This window comes from Pontiella agarivorans, assembly GCF_034531395.1.
Classification (GTDB): Bacteria; Verrucomicrobiota; Kiritimatiellia; order Kiritimatiellales; family Pontiellaceae; genus Pontiella; species Pontiella agarivorans.
In genome coordinates, this window is sequence record NZ_JARVCO010000012.1 from 490,410 (window position 1) to 516,367 (window position 25,958).

The following is a 25,958-nucleotide window of genomic DNA, read 5'->3' on the forward strand; positions in this document are numbered from 1 at the left end:
TAACGAGGAACTGATAACTATGGATACAAGTAATTCGAATAGTGAGAAGATCGATTACGATAAACAGGACTGGCTCGATGCGCTTCACGAGATGCTCGAGAACGAGGGTGCAGACCGCGTAAAGGACATTCTCCACGACCTTCAGGTCGAAGCTCATCGCAAAGGCGTCCGCCTCCCGTTTTCCGCCAACACCCCGTATATTAACACGATCCCGATGGATGAACAGCCGGCCTACCCGGGTGACCGTGAAATGGAACGCCGCATTAAGTCGCTGATCCGCTGGAATGCGATGGCGATGGTGGTGCGTGCCAACCGCGAGGAAGACGGCATCGGCGGTCATATTTCGAGTTATCAGTCCATTGCCGCGATGTACGAAGTCGGTTTTAACCACTTTTTCCGCGGACGCACCGATTCGTTTCCGGGGGATATGGTTTATTTTCAGGGGCACTCTTCCCCGGGCGTCTACGCGCGCGCCTATCTTGAAGGCCGCCTGAATGATGACCATCTGAAAAACTTTCGTCATGAGTTGCATGATAAGCCGGGACTGTCCTCGTACCCGCACCCGTGGCTAATGCCCGATTTCTGGCAGTTCCCGACTGTATCCATGGGCCTGGGACCGATTACGGCGATTTATCACGCCCGTTATATTAAATATCTTGAAGACCGCGGTCTGCGCGAGCCGACCGATCAGCATGTCTGGGCGTTTTTGGGCGACGGAGAAACCGATGAGCCGGAATCGCTGGGTGCGCTGAAGCTTGCGGCACGCGAAAAACTCGACAATCTGACTTTTGTGGTCAACTGCAACCTGCAGCGTCTCGACGGTCCGGTTTCCGGCAACAGCAAGATTATTCAGGAACTCGAAGCCGCGTTCCGGGGTGCCGGCTGGAACGTGATCAAAGTGATCTGGGGCGACAGCTGGGATCCGCTGCTGGAAAAAGATGAAAGCGGTATGCTTGTGAAGCGTATGGGGGAAGTCGTTGACGGGCAGTATCAGAAATATACCGTTGAAGACGCCGAATATGTCCGCGAACATTTCTTCGGAGCCTATCCTGAAACCGCCGAGCTCGCGGCCAATCTGTCGGATTCCGAAATCAAACGTATGCGCCGCGGCGGCCACGATCCGGCCAAAATTTATGCGGCCTACAAGAAGGCGGTTGAAACCAAAGGACGGCCGACCGTAATCCTTGCTAAAACCGTTAAAGGCTATGGTCTGGGTACTGCGGGCGAAGGCCAGAATATCACCCATTCCCAGAAAAAGATGGGCGAAGAATCGCTGCGTGAATTCCGCACCCGCTTCGGTCTGCCGATTTCCGATGAAGAGATTGATGACGTGCCGTTCTATCGTCCGGACGATGACAGTCCGGAAATGGAATATCTGCGCCAGCGCCGTGCGGCACTGGGCGGTCATGTGCCGACCCGTCTGACTGACTTCAACCCGATTGATATGCCGGCCGATAAAATTTTCCAGGAATTTGATGCCGGCTCCGACCGCGCGGTTTCCACCACGATGGTCTTTGTGCGCGTGCTTTCGAAACTGCTGTCCGATAAAAATATCGGGAAGCTTGTGGTTCCGATTATTCCGGACGAAGCCCGTACTTTCGGTATGGATGCCCTGTTCCGTCAGGTCGGTATTTATGCCCACTCCGGTCAGTTGTACGAGCCGGTGGATGCAGACAACCTGCTGTATTATAAGGAAGCCAAGGACGGCCAGATTCTCGAAGAGGGGATCACGGAGGCCGGGGCGTTTTCTTCGTTTGTCGCAGCGGGTACGGCATATGCCAACCACGGCATAAACACGATTCCGTTTTACACCTACTACTCGATGTTCGGGTTCCAGCGTATCGGCGATTCCGCCTGGCTGGCCGGTGATTCCCGCTGCAAAGGCTTCCTGCTTGGAGCCACTGCAGGGCGTACCACGCTGGCGGGTGAAGGCCTGCAGCATCAGGACGGGCACAGCCTTGCTCTGGCGCTGACCTATCCGAATATGGTGGCGTACGACCCGGCGTTTGCCTACGAGCTGGCGCTGATCATCAAGGACGGTATCCGCCGCATGTATGTGGATAACGAGCAGATCTTCTATTACATCACGCTGATGAATGATAACTATGAGCAGCCGGCCAAACCGGAAGGCAGCGACGAGGGAATTCTGAAGGGGATGTATAAGTTCCAGTCTTCGGAAAAAGCCCAGGCGCAGATTCTCGGTTCCGGAGCCATCCTGCCCGAGGCCGTCAAAGCCGCTGAGCAGCTGAAGAAAAAATATAAAATTGAAACCAACGTCTGGTCCGTCACCAGTTATAAAAACCTGATCAACGATGCGCTCGACGTTGAACGTGAACAGGTGCGTAACGGAAATAAAGATGCGAAGGCCTATATCACGGAATGTCTGGAAGGGGAAAACGGGCCGGTTGTGGCGGCTTCCGACTACATGAAACTGCTGCCGAATGCATTGAATAAAGCGGTTCCGGGAGGACTTGTTTCGCTGGGTACCGATGGTTTCGGCCGTTCCGATGGTCGCTGTGCGCTGCGGAAGCACTTTGAAGTGGATGCCAACGCCATTACCTTTACTGTACTTTCCGAGCTGGAAGCAAAAGGCGAATTTGATAAGAAGAAACTCGATAAAGCCCGCAAGGATCTGGGCATCGATCTCGATAAACCGAATCCGGTAGGAGAATAAGAATCATGGCACTTGAATTTAAACTTCCAGAGCTTGGAGAAAATATTGAATCCGGAGACGTGGTCAACGTTCTCGTTGAGGTCGGCGAGGCCGTAACTGAAGGCCAGTCGCTGGTGGAAATTGAAGCGGGTAAGGCGAGTATGGAAATTCCGGCTCCGGCTGCCGGGACCATTTCGGCCATTCATGTGGCCACCGGCGATACCGTTGAGGTGGGCCAGCTGGCATTCACCATTGATGATGGCGGCGCTGCGGCGCCCGCTGCTGATGAGGTTCCGGCTGAGGAGCCGGCCCCTGTAGCGGAAGCTGCACCCGCGGAAGAAGCTCCGGCGGCGGCCGAGGAGGCTCCGGCTCCGGCCGGTGGCGGAGAAACGATTGAATTTAAACTTCCGGACCTTGGAGAAAATATTGAGTCCGGCGATATCATCAACGTACTTGTCGCTGAAGGTGACAGCGTGGATGAAGGGCAGGGCCTGCTCGAAATCGAAGCGGGTAAGGCGAGTATGGAAATTCCAGCTCCGGCCGCCGGCGTGATCAAAGCTGTGCATGTGGCTCAGGGTGATACGGTAAGCATCGGTACGCTGGCCTTTACCATTGAATCATCAGGAGGCGCTGCTCCGGCAGCCGCTCCGGCCCCGGCCGCGAAGCCGGTTCCTGCCGCTCCCGCGCCGAAATCTGCTGCCCGTGAACCGGAACAGCCGGTTGTCGTGCGGCCGCCGGAACCGAAGAAACCGGAGCCGGTTAAGCATCAGCGGCCGGTTAATGCGGTTTCCGCTGCACCGAATGTCCGCCGTCTGGCCCGTGAACTGGGTGTGGATATTCATATGGTCAAACCGTCCCGCGAGGGCGGCAGAATCAGTATGGAAGATGTGAAGAATCACGCGAAAGGCACCATTGAAAGCGGTGGCGGCGGAGGAAGCCGTCCGAGCGTTCAGGGGGCTGTCCGTGTTGAGAAAATGTCGGCCATCCGTAAGGCGACCATGAATCACATGACGCACTGCTGGACCACCATTCCGCATGTGACGCAGCAGGACTGGGCGGATATCACGCACCTCGATGAGCTGCGTAAGAAATTTGCGAAAAAGGCCGAGGTGCATGGGGCCAAGCTGACCGTTACGGCGATTCTTGTGAAAGTGGTGGCTTCTGCGCTGAAAGCATTCCCGAACTTTAACTGCAGTATTGATACGGATAACGCAGAGATCATTTACAAGGACTTCTACAATATCGGCATTGCGGTCGATACGGAGAAAGGCCTGATGGTTCCGGTTATCCGCGATGCTGACCAGAAAAACATGATTCAGCTCGCAGGCGATCTCGGCAGCATTGCTCAGAAAACCCGTGAAGGTAAAATCGGCCTTGAGGATATGCAGGGCGGAACCTTTACGATTTCCAACCTCGGCGGTATCGGCGGAACGTTCTTTACGCCGATCGTGAATTCGCCGGAAGTGGCGATTCTCGGGGTTGGCCGGGCGGTCAAAAAAGACGGCCGCATGATGATGCCGCTGTCGCTGTCCTACGACCACCGCATCATCGACGGTGCTGACGGAGCGCGCTTTATCCGCTGGATTGTGGATGCGCTCGAAGAGCCGCTGCTGCTTGCTCTGGAAGGCTAAGTATTGCAATAGCCATCCTGATGTGGATGATAATGGCCATGGATTCAACCATGGCCATTTTTAATACCCGCATCACGGTGCTGGACTATGAAACCACGGGCTCGGTTCGGGGATTTCCGACGGAGCCCTGGCAGCTTGGTATGGTGACGCTTGAGGCGGGGAAGCTGGATCCGGATTCCATGTTTGAGAGCTGGCTGAAGGTTGATGCGGACCGGCCGTTTAATCCCCATGCACCGGGACGCCATGCCCGGTTACGCGCCGAGCTGGCCGAAGCGCCGACCCCGCAGGAACTCTGGCCGTCGGTGAAAGCGCGTCTGACCGATTTCCCGCTCTGTGCCCACAACGTAGGTACCGAGAAAAAATTTACACGGCAGATGGCTCCGATGCACCGTTTCGGTCTGTGGATTGATACGCTCCGTATTGCCCGCAAGGCATGGCCGGGCTGCACGTCCTATGCGCTGGATGATCTGATCGTCCTGCTGGATCTTAAACCCGAGATCGATGCTCTTTGCGTCGGGCGGGAGGCGCATGACGCGCTGTACGATGCCGTGGCCTCCGCCAAGCTGCTGGAATACCTGCTGAGCCAGCCGGGGTGGGGCGGGCTCACTGTGGGCGAGCTGGCGGCCATGTGACCTATCCATGAATATTGTGATAATATAGATCATAAAAAACACATAAGTATATGATTTCTTGACAAATTATAGGACCGCGATAGAGTATCACCGGTTCGAAGGGAAGCCCCTTCCGATCGCGATCTTCCCGGGCGCGTGTCCGCACCGTGAACAAGAGGCTCCCTTCCAACGGGAGGGAAGACGATGAAAACACGGTTGCCAGTGCATTTCTTCCGGGGCAGCCATCTTCTGCCGCTTGCAATCCTCATGGCGAGTCCCTGTATTCTGCAAGGCGCAACCCGTACCTGGCGGGGCGGCTACGGCAATTACTGGAGTACTGCGTTGAACTGGGAGGAAGCTGTCGTGCCGGTTGCCGGCGATGATCTGGTGTTCCGTTCCGGAGCCCTGAATCCGAATAATATCAACAACTTGGGAAACCTTACCTTCCACTCGATCACCTTTAACGGGGACGGTTGTGTCTTGAGCGGAATCGGCAACGGAGAAACCATAGGCCTGATTGCCGGCATCAGATCCACGAGCAGCGGCAGCCTGAACCGGGTTGAGTTGAACATTGAACTGGCGGCGAGTCAGACCAATACATGCAGCTCGGGCAGTACCCTGTATGTGGACGGGGATGTGAATCTTGGCACGCATCGGCTTTGTGTCGATGGAAACGGAGACATGCACCTGTGCGGCGTCATCAGCGGTACCGGGGGCGGTGTCGGCGGGAGTGGATTGTCAAAATACGGCTACGGCACGCTTTGGCTGGAAGGGAGCAATCCAAATAGCTATACCGGCGACACCTGGGTGGATGACGGGGAGATGGTGCTGGCCAAGGTTGGTGGGAATGCCATTCCCTATGGCACGCTTGAGATAGGGGGAGGGGGAGGATTCGCCGATACCGTCATCGTCCGGGAGGAGGCCGATTATCAGATCGGCACAATCCCCGTAAAGCTTTACTATCCCGGTTGGCTGGATGTGGACGACTACCGGGACACGATCGGCTCGCTTACGTTTGTTTCGGGTGGACACGCCGGCAGCAGCTCTTCCGGAAAACTGTCGGTTGGCGGAGACATCGGCGTCCAGAGTACCTCTATCTCCTCTGCGCTCATCGACGGCAATCTGGGGCTTGGATCGCTGACGCGGACAATCGATGTCGAGAATGGCAGCGCGTCTCCCGACCTTGAGATCACGGCCAATATCAGCGGCAACGGGGGGATGATCAAGACCGGTAACGGCCAACTTCTGCTGAGCGGCAACAATACCTATGGCGGTACGACCGTGGTGAACGAGGGGTACGTTTATCTTGGGAGTGATACGGCACTGGGTTCTACGGCGTCCGGTACCACGGTTGGCGGATCGGCGGACATCTCAATACTTGTTTTGCTGGACAATGTCTCCATTGGCGAGGAGGAGCTTGTGTTGGAACGGGTATATACCGATCTAGACAGTGTGGCTCTTTATGCAAGGGATAATACCGGTTGGGCAGGCAATGTGATCCTCAATGAGAATTCGGCAATTTATGTCAGCGGCGCGTTCTCTTCGCAACCCGGCAATCTGGTGCTCAGCGGAGCCGTCGGTGGGCCGGGGTCGTTAACCATTCTGGGCAATGAAATCAGCAGCCTCACGTTCTCCGGCAGCGCACCCAACACCTATGACGGGGACACCTATCTTCAGCTTGGAACGCTCTATCTTGACAAGCAGGGGGCCGTCGATGGGGCTTTGCCCGGGCCGGGCGGCCTTTATGTGGGTTCGGGAAGCGGTGTTTGGGACAGTATCGTGGTGAGGTGGCTGCGAGATTTCCAGGTCAACGAGAATGTGGATGTCCATGTCGTCCCTCCGGGGCTCCTCGATCTGAACGGCTGCACCGATATCCTGGGGAACCTGTATCTGACCAGCGCCGGGGCGGAGACAGATGGCGGAATCCTTGCCCTCGGCGGTGCCATTGAGGCTGATGTCACAACCAACCGCAATGCTTTCATAAGCGGAAACCTGACCTTGATGTCGGGAATGCATACCCTCGAGATTTCCGAGGGCGCGACGCTTTCGTTCGGAGGCGGGTGTGTCAATGGTTCCGGCGACATCTTGAAAACGGGGGAAGGGGAGCTTGCGCTGTATGGTTCCAATACATTCAGCGGAGCTGTCGTTATCAGCGAGGGCACGCTGTTTATCGCCAACGGGAACGCCCTGGGCAGCAGTGCCGGCATTACCGTTGTCCGGGACGGGGCCTATATCCGGCTGGGCGATGTGGAGGTTGCAGACGAACCTCTTACTCTCTACGGAAGCGGGAATGGGAATGGGGCATTGCAGCACTACGGCTTCGGCGTCTCCAATTCCTGGGGCGGGGCGATCACTCTGGCCGGTGATGTCGAAATCGGGGTGCCATACCTAACCGCCTCGTGCATGACCCTGAACGGAACCATCAGCGGATCCGGCGGACTCACCAAGAGCGGAGAGGGCGTTCTGGTGCTGTCCGGTTACGGTAGTAATACGCACGCCGGTGATACGACGGTTCTCGATGGAACCCTGATCCTCGGGAAAACCGGCACCTCCGTTCCTCATTCGCTTTCGATCGGCAGCGTTGTGCCGGGTGCTTCGTCGGCGGAGGTCCGGCATGCCGCCAACGATGAAATCACCGGATCCGTTGTGGTCAACGCTTTGAGCTTTTATGATCTGGATGGGTATTTCGAAACGATCGAAAACCTGACCCTGCGCGGCAGTGCGGACGTCGATACCGGAACCGGCGAACTGGCACTGTCAGGGAATCTGGAGGTTGACCCGATGTCGGTGATCAATGCTTCTTCAGTGATCTCGGGGAACCTCCGTTTTTCAAACCCGGCGGTTCTCACGGTGGCGCAAGGGATTTCATTCGGCGGCAGCACCCCTGACCTCGTGATTGATGCCGTTGTCGCCGGAAACAATGAAATTGCAAAGAAAGGGGGCGGTGAGCTTAAGCTCACTGGCGCGAATACTTTCGACGGGCCGTTTGCTGTGAATGAAGGGGGGCTGTGGCTGGATAACGACCTTGGGTTGGGGACCACGTATGGAGGAACAACGGTCAACGGGGGCGGCTACCTGCTGCTCCTAAACGGCGGGCATACCATTGCCGGCGAACACCTGACCCTGAATTCAACCAACCGTACGTGGGGTGCACTCGCATCGGCCGGCGGCTTTAACGAGTGGGTTGGCGATATTACCCTTGTTGCCGACTCGGCCGTTGGCGTTTCGGCCGGCACGGAGCTGCGCCATATTGGCGAAATCGACGGCGCCGGCGGATTGCGGATCATCAATTACGGAACACTCATCCTGTATGGTTCCTCCGCCAACAGCTTTACCGGCGACACGCATATAGATCGCGGTACACTCGAATTGTATAAGCTGGGCGTCAGCGCCCTGGTCGGCGATATATACATCGGCGATGGCGATGGCGGAGCGGATGTGGATGTCTTGCGGCTGAGGCGAGGTTCCCAGATTGCCGGGAGCCGGGTTGCAATGACATCATCTGGGCTCTTTGATCTGAACCATTATTCCGAATCCATCGGCTCGTTGCACGGAGAGGGCCGGATTGCGCTCGGCACTGCAGGTCTCGCGGCCGGATCGGACGGCACCTCCACGTCCTTTTCCGGGGTGATAGAAGGGAGCGGATATTTCAAAAAATATGGAGTGGGCACATTGAACCTTACCGGCAATAACACCTATTCCGGCACTACCTATGTCTATGAGGGAACTCTTCTGGTCAACGGCCAGCAGATTGCAAGCGACGTGAGCATATCCTCTTCCGCAACCCTCGGTGGAGCCGGTGCCGTGGGAGAAATCAACAGCCGCGGCATGGTGTCGCCTGGTAACAGTGTGGGCACCTTGACCGCCCAGAGTACGGTGTTGCAGTCAGGCGCTGGATTCAAGGCGCAGATGGGAGGCTACCAAGAAGGTGACTATGACCGCCTGAACGTGGACGGCATTCTGGCGCTGCTGGATCCCGTGCTGACCGTTCTCTGGGATTTCATGCCTGCGGAGGGGGATTCTTTTACCATCATAGACAACATGGGCACCGATAAAGTAAGTGGCACATTCAAGGGGCTGGAAGAGGGGGCAACCTTTTCCGCCGGTATGGCGACTCTGCTCATCACCTACCAGGGAGGGACGGGTAACGATGTTGTGCTGGACGTAACGGGTGTTGACCCGCTCGAAGATCTGGTTATTACCTCTTTTGAACTCTCCGGTGGCCGCGCCGATTTTGAGTGGAACGGCGGCGTACCGTTTTTTGTGATCGAGAAGAAAGGCTCACTCACCAATGCAACCTGGACGGAGGTCACCGCGCCGACGCGCGATTTCGTAGGCAGCGTGCCTTTAAATACCACCAACGGCTTCTACCGTGTTACAGGGGGGAATTAGTAATACGGGTGCGCCGCGCCTTTGAATACACGGCGCGGAGCGCCGTGCTACGACAGCAGCATTTTTTCGGTGGTTTCCCAGTCGATGCACTGGTCGGTGATAGAGATACCGTATTCGAGGTCACCGGAAATTTTCTGGTTTCCTTCTTTGATAAAGCTCTCAACCATCACGCCGGTAATCGGGCAGTTTTCGCGGGTGCGCTGTTTCTGAATGCTTTCCCAGACCTTAATCTGGTTGCGGGCCACTTTGTTGGCGTTGGCGTGGGAGCAGTCGACCATCAGCGAGGGGGGCAGTCCGGCGTCTTCGAGTTTGCAGGCCGCATAGGTGACTTCCGGATATTGGAAGTTCGGTCCTTTTCCGCCGCGAAGTACCAGGTGGGTATTCGGATTGCCGGTGGTTGTGACCACGGCGGTATGACCATCCTGGTCGATGCCGAGGAAACTGTGCGGATTGCTGGCGGATTCAATCGCATTGATGGCGATTTCGATGTTGCCATCGGTGGCATTTTTAAAGCCGACCGGCATGGAGAGGCCGCTGGACATTTCGCGGTGGGTCTGCGATTCCGTGGTTCGTGCGCCGATGGCTGACCAGCTGACGAGATCGGCGGTATACTGCGGAACGATCGGATCGAGAAATTCAGTCGCAATCGGAAGGCCGAGGTTGGCAATATCGAGCAGCAGCTGGCGGGCAGCGGGCAGTCCGTATTGCATGTCGTTGGAGCCGTCGAGGTGCGGGTCGTTGATGAACCCTTTCCAGCCGATGGTGGTGCGCGGTTTTTCAAAATAGACCCGCATTACGATAAAATAGCGATCTTTCACCTGTTCGGAGAGTGCGGCGAGGCGCCGGGCATAGTCCAGTGCGGCTTCAGGATCGTGAATAGAGCAGGGGCCGATGACGATCAGCAGACGGTCGTCTCTACGATGAATAATATCGCGAACGGTTCGTCGGTCGGATACGACTTTTGCTGTCAGCTTATCGCCCAGCGGAAGCTCTTTTTTCAGTTGTGCAGGCGTAATGAGCTTTTTCAGTTCTGTTACGCGAAGGTCTTCGGTGAGATGCATTTCGTTTTTCATAAGGAGGCGGAATTAAACACATTGGATCAGGGATTGGAAGTCCCTTCTTGTTTGCATTTTATGATGTTTTCCTGACGGTCCCTAAGGATTTCCTTATTGGTCCGGACGCCGTACGGATCGCGGTAGGGCAGCCCGCGGGAGGTCTCGCGGATCATGCGCATTTCGTGGGCGGGCAGGGGGATTTCAATAAGGTCTTCGCGCAACGCCGCACATGTTCCGCCACGCGCACGGCCGACCGGATCGGTTTCACCGACAAAGAAGCCGGCTTCCAGCAGTCCGGCCCGAACCGGAATCGCCGCGCAGTAGGTCAGCAATACGCCGTCCGGTTTCATGACCCGTTTCAGTTTTCGGAAAAAATCAACCGTCCACAATTCGGAGTTCCGCTGGGTGGAAAAGGCGTCGAGGAAAACGAGATCGAAGGTGGTATCGGGCAGGTGTGTTACGGTGTAACGGGCATCGCCCCAGACGATTTGAATGGCCGATTGCTGATTGCCGAATGCTGATTGGGTTTCATAGAGATCGCCCAGAATTTTTTTCCAATCATTGGAATCCGTTTCCAGAGTTTGGATGTTTTGCGCCGCTGCGCCGACGACGCGGCGGTCCATTTCCAGCGCAGTGATTTTGAGCGAGTGGTGAGGCGAATCGGCGAATTCCAATGCGGATAATGAGTTGTAGCCCAGTCCGAAGCAGACATCCAGCAGTTGGACCTCGCCCTGTGCCAGCCGTTCTTTCAGTTTGCCGGGGACGAGGTATTTTTCTTCCGCCTCGAGCCGTGCGCCTTCCGGGGTGTGGTAATGCTCTTTATACTCCTCGTTCCAAAAGGTAGTGGATCCATCCTTTGTTTCCACCGCCTCAAAATTCCAGTTTCCAGTTTCGGGTTTCAGATTTCCAAAGAGATCGCCCTGTTTCCATTCGCGGCAGGTCATCTGTTGTACGACATAGTCACGGAACTGGCCTTTGGCCATATGCCATTTCGGGGCAATGAGCTCTTCGTCGAGGGTGTCGGTGGTGAGGCGCATAATCGGAATATTCGGCGGCATGCGGCGGATAAAATCCATCAGATGTTCCGCGAAATCATATTCCATCAGCACGGGCAGGGGCGTGAGGGCATGTTCGAGCGCGAGCGTTGTACCTTTTTCAATGTGAAGGTTGTGGATCTTTACGGCATCGATCGGCAGCGCGGCAAGGGTGTCGGCGGTTTGCCGGTAATCTTCAGCGGTTTCGCCGGGCAGGCCGAGGATGGCATGGACGGCGACGTTAAGGCCGAGGTCATGCAGTTTCCGAATCGACGTTTCGCTCGAGGCCCAGTCGTGGCCGCGGTTGATGCGGTCGAGCGTGCGGTCGTGGACGGTCTGCACCCCGAGTTCGACCCAGACTTCGATGTGTCTGTTCAGTTCGACGAGAAAGTCGTAGGCCTGCGGCGTGAGGCAGTCAGGGCGGGTGCCGATGCTGACCGCAGTGAAATCGAATGAGTCCAGCAGGTCGAGATAGAGCGGCTGCTGGCTTTTGCCGAAGGTGGCGGAAAAGGCCTGGATGTAGGCCATGTATTTTTTGGCGTTGTAGCGGTTGCGCGCAAAACGGATGGCTTCGTGCATCTGTTCTTTAACGGTGCCTGCACCGATGGTCTGTACGGCGGCGGAGCCGCGCACATTACAGAAGGTGCAGCCGCCGGATCCATCCGCTTCGCGGTTGGGGCAGCCGAAATTAAAGTCAATCGGAACGCGGAACAGCGGCTCGCCGTAGTGTTCGCGCATGTAATCTTTGTAGGCTAAATAGGGGGAATTCATACGCAGGAGTTATGCGTATTCGAGTTGAAGTGGTCAAGGCACAACATGCATTGCGCGCCTCACCGCCGGCATCAGTCAAGCTGGATGCTCAATCTGATGTAGCGGTGCTCGTGATTCATCGGAATCCGGTTGGTGACCGTTACGAAGTCCTCGAAGGGTGCGCTTTCGCCAAAGGGGATGAATTCGGCGGTGGTCCAGTTCGGTGTCACCAGGTCGGAACTGTGTTCCAGCTGATAGGTTAATCCATACGCGGCCGGTTGGCTGCGCCGTCGATAGGTGAATTCCATCTGGTTCAGATCCGCCCGGGGCAGGAAGGTGGTGCGGGTTTCCGGATCCGGTCCGTTGGTCGGATTCCCGCCGAGCCCGAATTCGATCAGGTTGTTTTGTCCGTCCTGATCCGGGTCGGCGGACCACAGGGCATTGCTGCCGTAGAGCAGGTGGCTGTCGGTCCAGGTGAGATAGGGCGATTCCTCGACCCAGAGGACGCTCTGAGTAGAAAAGGATCCATTATCGAGGTTGTCCCAGAAGAGCAGGGAATGCTGATTGGTGAGACATCCATCAAAGCCGTTGGAGCTCAGTGTGCCGTAGGCCATCCCGTTCGTCCAGGTGAGGGAGCCGCTTGAAACCGAATTGCTGACCCAGGCCGAAAGATTCGGGTTGCTCCATTGAATTAATGTTTTTTCCAGATGGAGCAGACTGTTTGACAGCGCCAGATCGCTGTTTTCCGGTCCCCGAATGATGAGCTCTCCTCCGGTGAGGGTACAGGCGGCCGCCGCGCCGCCGCCGGCCACGAGATCGGTCGTGCGCAGTATGCCGCATTCGAGATGCAGGGCGCCGGTGCCTTCCGGGCCGACCTGGACCGTTTCGTCGACGTCAAAGGTGCCGCCCTGAATGTGCACGGTACCGGTTGAAGAGCTCGCGGAGCTGATGATCAGTTCTTTGGTGTGAACGGTTCCGCCCGTCAACAGCATCGATCCTGCTGTCCGGCTGGAAGCGCCCAGCGTGATGGCCCCGTCGATATTCAGAAACCCGTTCGTCATGCACAGGTCTGCGGAGGAGTCCAGTTGGCCGATTGTCAGCGGGGACCCGATCGTCTCCATCGTTCCGCCGAAGATATTCAGACGGGCTGAGGAATCAAACTGTCCCAGCGTGATGCCGCCGGCAAGTGCCTGCACCTGCCCGCCTTCGAGTGTGAACGAGCCGGTGCCGCGGGCTCCGATATTCAGGCCGCCGCATTCCAGAGATCCGCCCGAAACGTGCACGGTGCCGGTGGGTGAGAGTGCGCCGAGCTCGAGCTTGGCCATGTGCAGCATTCCGGTGATGGAAACAGAAGAGGTGCCGGAGATTTGGAGTTCGCCGAGGGCCTGCGGGCCTTTTCCCAGCGTGAGTGAGTCTCTGATGTTCATTGTACCGTTGGTGACGGTAATCCGGCCGATGCTCTCTTTGCTGCCGGCTGCGACCAGACCGTTTGATCCCATCACCGACAGCGTTCCGTCGTTGATGATGTCCAGTGTTGCGATGCATCCTGGATTATTTCCGATCAGAAAAGCGGTGTTGGTGATGGCGGATGATGCGGCTTCCATACCGAGAACGCTCCCGCCGTCAATCGTGAATCCGGATTCGCGATCGTCCTCTTTGAATCCCATGCGCATACTGTACAGCTCAAGGCTTCCGGAAGGGTTGACGAGCAGATGAACCGGGACTGAGCCGTATGTATCGATCCATAATTTGTCCGTGGTGGCCGGGCCGCTGACAACGACGGTGTAGGCATTCGTCTGTCTATCGTGGTTGAGCCGCACCGTGGTATTGCTTGCGGGATAGCCGCCGGCCCAGTTGGTCGGCACATCCCAATACCCGGATACGCCGCCTTTCCATGTGGTGACGGCAACCGCCGGGCGGCTCGGCAGGAGCAGCAGCAGGAGCAACGGAATCAGATGGAGTTGCTTCGTCATAGATATTCACTTCAGCTACCGGAAAGAAGGATAAGGGGCGGCTGAAACTGTGAATATATTGTACGGATATAGGATGCCGGCCGTCAAGCGAGCCGCGCTGTTTTCGGTCAGCGGTCGAAGAGGAGGCGCTGACCGCGGACGGCGGTGTTGATTTCGTCGGCCGCGTATGCGATTTCGCCGTTGACGAAGGTCGTGTCGATGGAGGATTTGAAGGTGACGCCTTCGAAGGGGGACCAGCCGCATTTATATTTGATGTTGTCTTTGGTGACGGTGTGCGGTTTTTCGGTATCGATCAGCACGAGGTCGGCCCAATAGCCTTCGCGGATGAAACCGCGTTCCAGGCATTGGAAAATTTTAGCGGGATTATGCGCGGTTTTTTCGGCGACCATTTCGAGGGGGAAGAGTTCGACGGCGGTGGTCATGGCGCTCTGGATGAGCGGGAGGCCGGAGGGCGCGGAGCCGTAGGGGTTCAGTTTTTCTTCGTAAAGATGCGGCGCATGGTCGGTGCCGATGGTGTCGATGACGCCGTCGATCACAGCCTGCCGGATGGCGGCGCGGTCGGCCGGGGTTTTGATGGACGGGTTGCATTTGATGAATGCGCCCTTTTCGTCGTAGTCGTCGGAGGAGAACCAGAGCATGTGCGGGCAGGCCTCGCCGGTGATCTTTTTGTTTTCCACGGCGCCGGCCTTGAAGAATTCGAGTTCTTTGGCGGTGGTCAGGTGGAGCACGTGAATCTGCGAGCCGTATTTGACGGCGAGTTCATAGGCGAGTTTGGTGGAGACGTAGCAGGCTTCTTCGGAACGGATTTTCCAATGTTCGGAAAAAGGTATGGCGTCGCCGAATTTCTCGCGGGCGGATTTTTCATTTTCGCGGATGGTGTTGGTGTCTTCGCAGTGCAGCGAAATCGGCACTTCGATCTGCCCGAAAATATTTTCGAGCTGCTCGGTGCGGTCGACGAGCAGTCCGCCGGTGGAGGCACCCATAAAGAGTTTAACGCCGCAGACTTTTTTCGGGTCCATGTCGAGCAGTTCGTCGATGTTGGTGTTGGAGGCACCGAGGTGGAAGGAATAGTTGGCGATGCATTTGGTGGCGGCCAGGGCGAATTTATCTTCGAGTACGGCGTTGGAAATGGCGGCGGGTTTGGTGTTCGGCATTTCCATGATGGAGGTGACGCCGCCGGCGACGGCCGCGCCGCTTTCGGAATGCATGTCGGCTTTGACTTCGAGGCCGGGCTCGCGAAAGTGGACGTGGCAGTCGATCATGCCGGGAAGCAGCGCTTTTCCCTGGGCGTCGATGATCCGGTCCGCTTCGCCGGAGAGAGACGGGGCGATGTTTTCAATTCGGCCGTTTTTGATGAGAAGGTCGCCCTCTCGGATTTTGCCTTCGTTGACGATGCGAGCATTGGTAATGAGTGTCGTTTGCATGCGGGTCAGAATACGGGAGCGGCGGAGTTTTTAAACCACGAAATACACGAAATATACAAAAACGGTTCTATTTCATGGGCTTCAGGACTTTCCCGCGTTGATCAGGTCATGATGGTGAGGGCAAGCCAGGGGATGAGGTTGAAAGTGATAAAGATGATTTTGTAGAATGCGAGGAAGTAGTAGAGGGCTTTGTTGGTGGTTTCCTCGCTGAGACCGAACATGCGGCTGTGGACCTTGTAGATCAGGCCCCGGCAAAAGGCACTCATGAGGGCTGTGAAAATGAACAGCGCCAGATTGATCAGGGTCATCCATCCGAAAAACTGCCGCAGAAATTCCATATTCATGGCCCACCTCCATAATCATCCACCGACAAAGAATATTTCATAGGGTTGACTGAAAAGCGATAAAATGGATGATGCCCGTTTTGTTCCAGAGATTGGCGCTGTTTTTGGATTGGCTCAGAGGGCCATCTATACCAAATTAGTCCCAATTAACCAACGAGGCCTGATTTCGATGAGTAATTACGTTCAACCCCGAATCACCGATGAAGAAGCGCTGGATATGCTGCAGAACATGTCGACGGCGGAGCTGATGTACCGTGCGGACCAGATCCGCCGGGCGCGGCACGGCAGCAAGACGTACTATGTGCACAGCCATAATTTGAACCCGACCAACCTCTGTGTGGTTGAATGCAATCTCTGCTCGTTCTGGCGTCCGGAAGGGGCGAAGGATGCGTATATTACAACGCTCGATGATGCGCGTAAAAATCTGGAACGGGCCCAGAACTGGAACCTGACCGACCTGCATATTGTCGGCGGCATGATTCCGGAGCTGGACATGAAATATTACGAAGATCTTTTCTCCCTCGCCCGGGAAATGCTGCCCGGCGTATTGCTGCAGGGCATGACTGCGGTTGAGATTCACTGGATTGCCGGAAATGCGGGAATTTCGGTCCGTGAATGTCTGGAGCGTTTGAAAGCCTGCGGTTTCGGGTCCATTTCCGGCGGCGGGGCGGAAATTTTCCATGCGGATGTGCGCAAGAAAATTGCGACGACCAAGATTCTGGCGCAGCACTGGCTGGAAGTGCATGAAACGGCACACGAACTCGGTATTCCGACCAATGCCACGATGCTGTTCGGCCATATTGAAAAGGATGAGCACTTAATTGATCACCTTTCCCGATTGCGGACGCTGCAGGATAAAACCGGCGGTTTTCAGGCGGTGATTCCGCTGCCGTTTCAGGCAAATGGAAAGGCGCTGGGGATCAAACACACCGTGAGCGGAGACCGGCAGGTCCGTGTGGCGGCACTTTCGCGCATCTATTGTGATAATTTCCCGCACGTCCGCATGCTGGTGAACTATATGGACCGCAAGCTTCTGGGCGTGCTGACGCACAGCGGCGTCGACGATATCGGCGGAACGAGTCTGGAAGAACGGATTGCCAAAGAGGGCGGGGCTCCGCAGAGTCAGAAATTCTTTACCGCCAAAGAGATGGAAGATTTCCTGCTGAATCACGATCATACTCCGATTCTGACGAACAGCGTCTATGATGAGCTGATTCCGGAAGAGGGCACCATGAAGCATACCGGTGAGCGGGCGGATAAACCGGTCGAAGCCGCCCCCGAGGTTTCCAATCGTTGGAAGCCGATTCTTGACCGCGTGGAAGCGGGCGAGCGGATCAATGCGGAAGAAGCGGCAATTATCTATGACGAAGCCCCGTTCCAGGAATTGGGTCGTGTGGCGGCGAAGCGCCGTCAGGATGCGGTTCCGGGCGATATCGCGACCTATGTTTTTGATAAAAATCTGAATACGACCAATGTCTGTGTGGTGGATTGCAAATTCTGCGCGTTTTACACCAAGCAGGAAAAGTCCGATGCCTATGTGAAATCGCCGGAGCAGATTGTGCAGCAGGTGAAAGAGGCCGCTGAGGCCGGTGCCACGCAGATTCTGATTCAGGGCGGACTCCATCCGGAGCTGAAACTGGATTATTACGAAAAATGCCTGCGCGGTATTCGGGATAATGTCGATATCTGGATTCATTCGCTTTCACCGACCGAAATTGAGTTTATGGCGGCGATGGAACACATTTCGATCAAGGAATGTCTGCAGCGGCTGAAAGATGCCGGCCTGCAGTCGCTTCCGGGCGGCGGCGCGGAAATTCTGAACGACGATATCCGCAAGCGGATCAGCCCGAAGAAGACGCGTTCGAAAGCGTGGCTGGATCTGATGGAGGATGCGCATTCGATCGGCCTGAAAACCACGGCGACGATGGTGTACGGTTTCGGCGAAACCACCGAGCAGCGGATTGAGCATTTTATGAAGGTGCGCGATCTGCAGGATAAAACGGGCGGATTTACCGCATTTATTCCCTGGAGTTTCTCGGCCGATCATACCGACTTGGATTGCCCGCGGCCGCAGAACGGTGTCGATTATCTGCGCCTGATCGCAATGGCCCGGATTATTCTGGATAATGTGCCGCATCTGCAGGCGGGCTGGGTGACGGAAGGCCCGGATGTTTCGCAGCTGGCCCTGCAGTTCGGCGCGGATGATTATGGCGGTGTGCTGATGACCGAAGAGGTGGTCAGTGCCACCGGTGTGGACTATCAGGTCGATGAGGATCTCGTTCTGTTTCTGATTCGCGAGGCGGGCTATATTCCGGCGCAGCGGACCACGCAGTATGAGAATATCAAGGTCTATGATGAGGCGCCGGCTGAACTGACCGAGGCAGAGATGTCTGTCGCTTACGTGGAGTAAAAACAGTGGCAAAGAATGTGCTCGGCGGGGAGCTGATTCCCTGCAGTTTGGATCCGCTTACGGGGTTTTTCCGTAATGGAAAATGTGATACCCGGGCGGAGGATCAGGGTATGCATACCATTTGCGTGCGGATGACGGCCGAGTTTCTGGCCTATTCGAAATCGGTGGGGAATGATCTCTCGACGCCGATTCCCGAATTCGGGTTTCAGGGGTGCAAGGAGGGTGACTTCTGGTGCCTGTGTCTTTCCCGCTGGATTCAGGCGTATGATGCCGGGTGTGCCCCGAAAATCCGTTTGGAATCGACTCATGCTTCGGTGCTTGAGTTTCTTGAACGTGATACGCTTGAACAGTTTGCGGAAAAATCCGTTTAGTAACGGTCCTTGGTCAGCATTCGTAATTTTCCGCGAGGTTCTGATTGCTGAAGTGATGAAAGCTCTTCTATTTTTTTTAGCTCTGTGATTAGTTGGCCGAATTGTTGCTTGTATGACCGCATGGGACAATTTGGTTAATACACAATGATATCGTTTTCGGCGGCCATTTTTTTTGATGCATTTCTGCATCTGGGGATCTATATTTTAGCCGGTCTGGTGCTGTACTATGTATTGTGCAAACAGGCCGATGAGCTGTTTGAAATCAAACATAAGAAAACCGTCTATGTGATGTCGATGGTCTTCGTTGCTCATACTTCTCTTGTGCATTTCCCTTGGTCTCCCTGGCCGTTAACCATGTTGCTCCTGCTGGCACTTTCCATTGCACTCGTCATCGCTTTTTTCGAAGTACCCCTCCGGGAAGCTGCCGTTTCTGCGGGAATTCTTGTTATCATATGCATGGTTGGAGGAGCTTCTGTTTCCACAATTTATTCCCTCATTTTTCCGGATTCGCCCACGTTTTCACAGTACATCGGGATGGATGCGCTTTTTCAGGAAATAAAAACCGAGAAAAGGAGCATCGTTGAGGTTGAACCGGGAGTAGAAAAGGTTGTTTCTGATACGTCATTAATTCAGCACAATGTCTTCGAGCTGTTTGAGGGCCGTATTGAAAATTTAAATGCCATGCTTCAAAGCCGGAAAGAAAAGAGAGCCACCGGCCAGATTCTGAAGGAACGGATGGCTGTGGCGATGGTTCGTTCGGGATTTGCGGTTCGGCGCGATTTGTTGAAAGCGATCCAGTCTGCAGATCCGCAGAAAACCATACTGCTGGCCTCCTTTTTTGCGGGCGCACAATCGGATAAGGCCGCGCATAAACTGGTTCAGAAAGCGCGTCAGTTTTTGCAGAAAAGAACGGAATATGTAGATGGATTTTCTTTGACGGAGGATCAGCAGGTCCGGCTTCTGTGCTATATTGAGTATATCTGTTCGGATGGAATTTCATCTGCTATTGAAGAGGTTCGGACTGATACAATATGGAGATCCGAGGAGACTGCATTTTACGGCTCTGTTCTGGCCGGTCTGATACAGGCGGAATATGATATCCCAATGGACCGTCTGGTTGCGGATCCTCTGACCCGGGCAATGATGAATCCCTCGTCGCTAAAGGGCATGGCTTCCAGTCACTGGAAAAGGTTGGGCAAAAACCCGCAGCTTGAATGGGAACAGGCACTTCTGGAGTCCAAGCCGGAAATCATTGTGAAGGCCGATACGCCGCCGAAGGAGGAAGAGGTGGTAAACCCGTATATCCGGGTAACCACTTCGATGGGGGTGGTGCTGGTGCCTGATGACGCCGAAGCTACCGATGCGTGGATTGCCGCCGCCAACCGGTTGGCAATTCGTGGATTTGTGTCGCTGGATGATGAAGTTGTGATTCTGAGTACCACCGGTGATATCGTCCGGAAAGGACAGCAGTGGTACATTGAATTACAGGATTTTACCTACACCTTCGATATCACCCGGATTGATCGGAACCGCGTCTACATGAAAGCCGGTGAACGCATTGATAATAGCGTTGCTGTTTTTAATTGATTGCGCGTGCAAGCTGTTCCATTTTTTCCGCTTTGTCGCCTTCGCAAATCCAGGCCAGTCCATAGTGTTCACACGGTGACGCCGGTGTGAGTGAAAATTCCGCTTTGGAATAATCGAAATAAACCGGGCCATCCGGAGAGCGGAGGTACCCTTTCACGCGATAGACGGAATCTTCGTGTTCCAGAATCAACGATTTGTAGCATTCCGGATCAACAGCATCATTCAGCTCCAGCGCAAATGCGGAATATCGGGGGTCGCGGCATTTCGCATATTCTCCGTGCAGGTCCGCGTGCGAACCGCCGGTTCCAAAGATAGGAAAATTCACCTGACCATATTCACACCTGCGCAAGTGTGCGCCGGGCTGGATATGCTGAATCTCAGCTTCGGTTTCCAACAGGTGCTGCTCGTTGAACAGATCGCATTTATTAAGCAGCACGAGATCGGCGGCCTCGACCTGATGAATGATATTCGGCAGGGTGTGAATCAGCCGGAGGAAACTGCGCGGTTCCACAATACTGATGATGTTGCTGAGTTCATAATGGTCGCCGAGACCGGTCTCTTTCAGCATATCGGCAATAACGCGCGGATCAGCCATACCGCTGGCTTCAATAATGACCCCTTCGGTATCGATATATTCCTCGTGGATTCGGCTCATCTGCCCGATAAACTCGGTGACCAGGCATTTGCAGAAAATGCTGCCGCCGGGAATAGAGACCACTTCGGGATTTTCTGCCGAAACGATGGCTCCATCCACATCAAGGGCGGAGAATTCGTTGACCAGATAGATCCATTTCCGGTCTTTGTTCTGTTCAACAATCCGTTTGAGGAGTGTCGTCTTACCTGTGCCCAGAAAACCGGTTATCAGACAAATAGGAATCATGGTTTCAGTTCCGTTAAAAGCGACTCGAAATCCGAAACACACCGGAGAAGCCGGCAGGGTTCCGGAGTTCGAATTCTATTTCGCCGCCTCATCGATGGCGTTCACCAACGTGGTGATATCCGGTATGATCGAAGCAAACTTGGGTTCTCCGTTAATGCAGATGGTCGGCAGGTTTTTGACGCCCAGTTTCACCATCATTCCGATGCCCTCACGGACTTTGATTTTATGCTCATTAATGTAGCACTTCGCGGTCGTTTTTTCGGCGGCTTTTTTCACGGCTTCCATCATATACTGGCACGGTGCGCAGGAGGTGGAGTCGAGCGTGATAACATCGAGAATTACGCCGTCAGCGGCCTGATAGTCCGGGACCTCCACATCGTCAAAAGAATCCATTTCTTTGGCCTGGAGGGATTTTGCCGTTTCGCGGGCGTATTCATCATGCACCATATCGGCGACCGCCTGCAGGTTTTTGATCGGGACGGCGTAGGGCAGGTCGCAGCCGGGAGCGAGGATGAAGCCTTTATTTCCGCTTTTCTCCATAATATCGAGCACTTCCATTTTTGAATCCTCTTCATCACCGAGCAGCAGCACGGCGGTCAGCTTGATATTGCCGCCGAAGGATTTTCCCTGTGCTTCGCAAAGTTCGCGCAGGTGGACCATGTCGATCTGCTCATCCACCGAAATATTATCGGCCGTTGTCTGTGTCATCACTTCAAGGTTCCGGGTCACATCGCCGCAGACGAAGATGGAGGAGATGCCGCCGCGTTCACGGATGTGGTCATAAACGGCATTCATGGCCGGTGTTACAAACTGCTCAAAATGATCCGGAGAAATCTGGCTGGTCATGGGGTCCACCACTGCAATTACATCGGCCCCGTGATCGAGATAAATATCCGCCGATTTTTTACAGATTTCGGCGCAGTAGCTGATCACCTCAATCACGGCATCCTCATCATCATACATATCAAGGAAAATGTCGTTGCCCAGCAAATGGAGGGCGAGGGTGAAGGGGCCGCAGATCAGGCCGTAGAGGGCCGTGTCTTCGCCGATCTCATTTTTCAGTGTTTTCAGTGCTTCAACCACAATCGGGAAGCGGCCTTTGGTTTCATCCAATTCGGGAAGATCTGCCAGCGTTTTTCCCATCGCCAGCGGGTGCGTGGTAACCGCCGGCGGAACTTCGTCGGCCCAGTGCAGGTCGCAACCGAGGATTTCCGCCTCGATCTGGAGGTCAAACATCACCGGAAGTCCGTCGGGTTTATAGAGTGATTTTGCTTTTTTCAGGCCTTCGACCAGCAGGTCGGCCGAGGTGAGATATTCGGTCGCTGTTTTTCCGATCAGAAAACCGCCGTGGCATCCCACAAACGGAAGCCAGGCCGGTCTGGAGGTTTCCCTGCCTGCAATTGCGTCTAAAAGAATCTGTTTGCCTGTCATGCCATGCTCCTTATTTAAAATGATCAGACCATGATAGGCGGAATATCAATTCCGTATAGGCCGTTACGGATATTGAATAAAACAATCTTGCTGGAGCCCGGCCGTTAGATGTCTTTGGATGCACGGATGATGGTATCGTTGTGGGTGGTCACGATTCCGGAACCGGGCGAGATCACCAGAAAATCATCCGAGTCCCAATCGCCATGGAGCATACGGCGCAGCAGATCGAGACGGCCGGATACTTTTTTAAATTTCCAGCCTTTGGAAACGGCTTCTTCACGGGCGGTCTGTTCAAAGCTGTCATCGGGCTCCACGCCCATTTCAATGAAGGTAATCTGCGAATAGTTTTTTTCGGTATCGCACAGCTCCTCCCAGAGGAATTCAGCATTGTCTTCACCGTATTTTTCCACGAGCTGCTCATACGTCAGGTCCATCCCCAGCTGCGTCGGGATGGAGATGTCTTTCAGATCTTCCGCCACATAATCGCGTTCGATCCAGCCGGTGGTTTTGAAAAAGGTGCCGGGATTTTCGTTGAAATATTTTTTATAGCGCCAACGGCTGCCGAGAAACAGGGTGATGCAGTCATGTGCCCGCGGAATGATCACGGGAACCGATCGGGCTTTTAATCCTTCGAGTCCGTTGTTGCAGAGTCCATAGCCCATGATGATGGCATCATATTTTTCTTCGGAAGCATTATCCACTTCGGCCTGAAGCCGCTTGAGCATCTCTGCTGTGGGGATGTCATGAAGGCCTTTCTGCAGAAACTGCACATCAATTTCGTGCGGAACCGCTTTAAGCAGGAACTGCATCTCCCGGTAGAAAATTTCACAGCTGATCAGCTTGAGCTTCATAATGAAAAGTATAGGCACAGAAATCTGAAAAAGGCACGAAAACTAAACTGGTTTGTGGCGGCATTCTTCAGGTTTTTTTACGGGATATTTAATTTCCAGTGTTTGGAAAGTCGTCGAGTTCGAGATTCGGAATGGCGAGGGCTTCCTGATAGTGGTTAACGAAGTGGTCGGTCTGATTGAGCGTGATGACTTCGGGACGGCGGATCATTTCAAGGCACTTCGGGCGGACCTTCCGGTCAAGCAGCGCCAGAGTTGCTCCGGCCAGTGATCCATTGCCGATGATGTCGTATTTTTCTTTTCCAATATCCGGAAGCAGTCCGATGCAGATCGCATTTTCCAGATTGATGTGTTTGGCAAAACCGCCGGCCAGAATGACGTGGTCGAGGTCGTGCACCGTTTTGCCCAGTTCTCTCAAGAGGGATTTCAGCCCGCCGTAAATTGCGGCTTTGGCTTTCAGAATTTCGGCCACATCGCCTTCGGTCACGGTAATTGATTCACCGGTGGCTGAGAGCTGCGGAGCCACCAGCATGCAGGCGTGCATGCCGGCGACCTGTTCATAACGATCCTGCTGTTTCAGCAGTTCCACGTTGAACCGTCCGACCCTATTGATGAGTCCGCAGCGAAAGCCTTCGGCTATAAAATCAATGATGGCCGAACCGCACAGTCCCATGGGATTCGGGTCTCCGATGACAGAGAGTTCAAAGTCCAGCTTTTCATCAAAACGGACCGTATCGATGGCGCGGCTGGCGGCGCGCGCACCGTGCAACAGGCCGGCTCCTTCGAAAGCAGGACCGGCCGCCGTGGCGCAGGCCGTCATTTTTCCATCCAGATAGGCCACCATTTCGCCGTTGGTTCCGATATCGATCAGCAGGGCCAGATCCCCTTTTTTCCAGACCCTGGATGGGTTCCGGACGGTGCGATGTTCGAAGACATACAGATCCGATGTGATGTCACCGCCGACGTAGCCCGAAATGGCCGGAATATCTTCAATCGGGGCGTCGGGATGGATATTGATGCCCAGATCGCCGGCCGTGCTTTCAAAGTGGCGGCTGACGGGCTCAAAGGGAATGACGCCGATGCTTTCCGGCGAAATTCCGAAAAAAATGTGCATCATTACCGTATTTCCGGAAAGAACTGCGTGCCGGATCGCTGTTTTTTTAATACCGGTTTTGTCGCACAGCCGATGGATCAGGGGATTCAGCGTGTGTTCAATCACCAGGTTTTTCAGTTTTTCCAGCTCACCCTCTTCTGAACACAGCGAGATACGCGAGACCACATCGTCGGCCTTCAGAATCTGCTGGTTGTAGAGCGATTCCCGGCAGTCGACCTCTCCCGACGAAAGGTCGATCAGGGCCGCCACCACCGTGGTTGTTCCGATGTCCACAGCGAGCCCGAATCCACTTGAAAAACGCGGGTTGAGTGAGTGGGGCGGGAGTTCCATTTCATCCGCAATACGAGCCCCCTCGAAAGAAAGTACCGAAGATTCGGGCAGGAAAATTTCGGCGTCGTTGCTGAGCACCCGGGTCATGCACGAAAGCACCTCCCGGCGCTGTTCCGGGGCCACGGTGAACGTCTCCTCGAAAACGCGGTAGACTCCCGCTCCCAGCAGCACGTTGCAGCTTGCACAGGAGCCTCGGCCGCCGCATTTGGCTTCGATGTGCCAACCGGCTTTGCGGGCGAGATCCATGATCGAAGCATTCGCCTCGTTCTCCACGTCCACCGCTTGCCCATCAAAGTGAATGCAAATGGCCATCGCTTCCCCTGTCGGAAAGTAAAAAGGTCGAAGATCAAACCGCCGCTTTTCAGCGAATCAAGATCTTCGACCTTTCAAACATTCGGTTTCCGGTCGTTTAAGCGGCAACGCCGAGAGCTTCCTTGGCGGCCAGCACGCAGGTGTTGGCATCGTCGGAATAGCCGTCGGCTCCGATTTCGTTGGCATAATCCTGCGTCACCGGCGCACCGCCGATCAGGATTTTTGCGCCGCTTCCGGAAAGTCCCGCAACCACTTCCTTCATGTACGGCATGGTGGTGGTGAGCAAGGCGCTGAGCAGTACGAGCTGAGCCCCGCTGTCGACAGCTTCTCTGTATTTTTCGACATCGCAGTCCACGCCGAGGTCCATGACTTCGAAACCGGCCCCCTTAAGCATCATAGCGCAGAGGTTTTTGCCGATGTCATGGAGGTCGCCTTTAACGGTTCCAATCGCGACTTTTCCGATCGGCTCATGGCCGGCGGCTTCGAGCAGCGGTTCGAGCAGATCAAGTCCGGCCTGCATGGCGCGGGCGGCAATGAGCATTTCCGGCACATAGGCTTCATTGCGCGAAAAGCGGTCTCCGATTTCCGCCATGGCCGGAACCATGGATTCCATCAGGATTTCCTCCACATCGGCTTTCTTATCAATTTCAGTTTGAACGAGAGCGGCAACATCTTTGCGCTTTCCCTTCAGTACAGCTTCATAGAGTTCTTCGTTTCTAGCCATGGCTTCCTTCCCCCAAGTTCATTGTTTGCACCTTTTCGATCTTCATGTTTTACGCTTTGCCGACTGGCGGGAATAGAAGATTTA

At 55.0% G+C, this 25,958-nt stretch carries 17 protein-coding genes; 7 read left to right on the forward strand and 10 right to left on the reverse strand.

Going from position 1 to position 25,958, the window contains the following annotated elements; translation table 11 throughout:
- Window positions 1-19: 19 nt before the first annotated feature.
- The 4 genes from aceE (at window position 20) to P9H32_RS15090 (ending at window position 9,287) form a co-directional block, all read left to right on the forward strand.
- Window positions 20-2,674, forward strand: coding sequence for a pyruvate dehydrogenase (acetyl-transferring), homodimeric type (gene aceE / locus P9H32_RS15075; protein ID WP_322609742.1), 2,655 nt, complete (start codon window positions 20-22; stop codon window positions 2,672-2,674).
- A 5-nt stretch (window positions 2,675-2,679) separates the two neighbouring features.
- Entirely contained in the window at window positions 2,680-4,284 is a 1,605-nt protein-coding gene (locus P9H32_RS15080; protein WP_322609743.1) for a 2-oxo acid dehydrogenase subunit E2, read from the forward strand.
- 38 nt (window positions 4,285-4,322) lie between these two features.
- Complete coding sequence (locus tag P9H32_RS15085) at window positions 4,323-4,916, forward strand: 3'-5' exonuclease (RefSeq protein WP_322609744.1); 594 nt, start codon at window positions 4,323-4,325, stop codon at window positions 4,914-4,916.
- A gap of 183 nt (window positions 4,917-5,099) precedes the next feature.
- Window positions 5,100-9,287: an autotransporter-associated beta strand repeat-containing protein gene (locus P9H32_RS15090; protein WP_322609745.1), complete on the forward strand. Its 4,188-nt coding sequence runs from the start codon at window positions 5,100-5,102 to the stop codon at window positions 9,285-9,287.
- Window positions 9,288-9,334: 47 nt separating this feature from the next.
- Here P9H32_RS15090 and P9H32_RS15095 read toward each other — a convergent pair whose 3' ends face one another.
- From P9H32_RS15095 to P9H32_RS15115, 5 genes are all read right to left on the reverse strand, one after another.
- A complete protein-coding gene (locus tag P9H32_RS15095; protein WP_322609746.1) occupies window positions 9,335-10,348 on the reverse strand; it encodes a 3-deoxy-7-phosphoheptulonate synthase in 1,014 nt (337 codons plus the stop codon).
- 38 nt (window positions 10,349-10,386) lie between these two features.
- On the reverse strand, window positions 10,387-12,147 hold the full coding sequence (gene mnmL, locus P9H32_RS15100; protein ID WP_322609747.1) for a tRNA modification radical SAM protein MnmL/YtqA: 1,761 nt from the start codon (window positions 12,145-12,147) through the stop codon (window positions 10,387-10,389).
- 71 nt (window positions 12,148-12,218) lie between these two features.
- A complete protein-coding gene (locus P9H32_RS15105) occupies window positions 12,219-14,099 on the reverse strand; it encodes a hypothetical protein (protein ID WP_322609748.1) in 1,881 nt (626 codons plus the stop codon).
- A gap of 107 nt (window positions 14,100-14,206) precedes the next feature.
- Entirely contained in the window at window positions 14,207-15,523 is a 1,317-nt protein-coding gene (locus P9H32_RS15110) for a dihydroorotase (RefSeq protein WP_322609749.1), read from the reverse strand.
- A 101-nt stretch (window positions 15,524-15,624) separates the two neighbouring features.
- Complete coding sequence (locus P9H32_RS15115) at window positions 15,625-15,867, reverse strand: DUF6868 family protein (protein ID WP_322609750.1); 243 nt, start codon at window positions 15,865-15,867, stop codon at window positions 15,625-15,627.
- Window positions 15,868-16,036: 169 nt separating this feature from the next.
- Here P9H32_RS15115 and mqnC point away from each other — a divergent pair, with 169 nt between their 5' ends.
- The 3 genes from mqnC to P9H32_RS15130 all read left to right on the forward strand — a co-directional run bounded on the left by mqnC (window position 16,037) and on the right by P9H32_RS15130 (window position 20,235).
- Window positions 16,037-18,277, forward strand: coding sequence for a cyclic dehypoxanthinyl futalosine synthase (gene mqnC, locus P9H32_RS15120; protein ID WP_322609751.1), 2,241 nt, complete (start codon window positions 16,037-16,039; stop codon window positions 18,275-18,277).
- A 5-nt stretch (window positions 18,278-18,282) separates the two neighbouring features.
- Window positions 18,283-18,648: a DUF2237 family protein gene (locus P9H32_RS15125; RefSeq protein WP_322609752.1), complete on the forward strand. Its 366-nt coding sequence runs from the start codon at window positions 18,283-18,285 to the stop codon at window positions 18,646-18,648.
- Between the two features lie 144 nt (window positions 18,649-18,792).
- Window positions 18,793-20,235, forward strand: a complete 1,443-nt coding sequence (locus P9H32_RS15130) for a hypothetical protein (RefSeq protein WP_322609753.1) — start codon at window positions 18,793-18,795, stop codon at window positions 20,233-20,235.
- Here the strand turns inward: P9H32_RS15130 and P9H32_RS15135 are convergent.
- The 5 genes from P9H32_RS15135 to P9H32_RS15155 all read right to left on the reverse strand — a co-directional run bounded on the left by P9H32_RS15135 (window position 20,228) and on the right by P9H32_RS15155 (window position 25,874).
- The gene (locus tag P9H32_RS15135; protein WP_322609754.1) at window positions 20,228-21,115 is read right to left on the reverse strand and encodes a CobW family GTP-binding protein; all 888 of its coding nucleotides are present in this window, start codon (window positions 21,113-21,115) and stop codon (window positions 20,228-20,230) included. The genes P9H32_RS15130 and P9H32_RS15135 overlap by 8 nt on opposite strands.
- Window positions 21,116-21,190: 75 nt before the next feature.
- Window positions 21,191-22,546, reverse strand: coding sequence for a uroporphyrinogen decarboxylase family protein (locus tag P9H32_RS15140; RefSeq protein ID WP_322609755.1), 1,356 nt, complete (start codon window positions 22,544-22,546; stop codon window positions 21,191-21,193).
- Window positions 22,547-22,650: 104 nt separating this feature from the next.
- Window positions 22,651-23,415: a DUF1638 domain-containing protein gene (locus P9H32_RS15145; protein WP_322609756.1), complete on the reverse strand. Its 765-nt coding sequence runs from the start codon at window positions 23,413-23,415 to the stop codon at window positions 22,651-22,653.
- A 70-nt stretch (window positions 23,416-23,485) separates the two neighbouring features.
- A complete protein-coding gene (locus P9H32_RS15150; protein WP_322609757.1) occupies window positions 23,486-25,150 on the reverse strand; it encodes an ASKHA domain-containing protein in 1,665 nt (554 codons plus the stop codon).
- Window positions 25,151-25,247: 97 nt separating this feature from the next.
- Entirely contained in the window at window positions 25,248-25,874 is a 627-nt protein-coding gene (locus P9H32_RS15155) for a corrinoid protein (protein ID WP_322609758.1), read from the reverse strand.
- Window positions 25,875-25,958 lie beyond the last annotated feature (84 nt).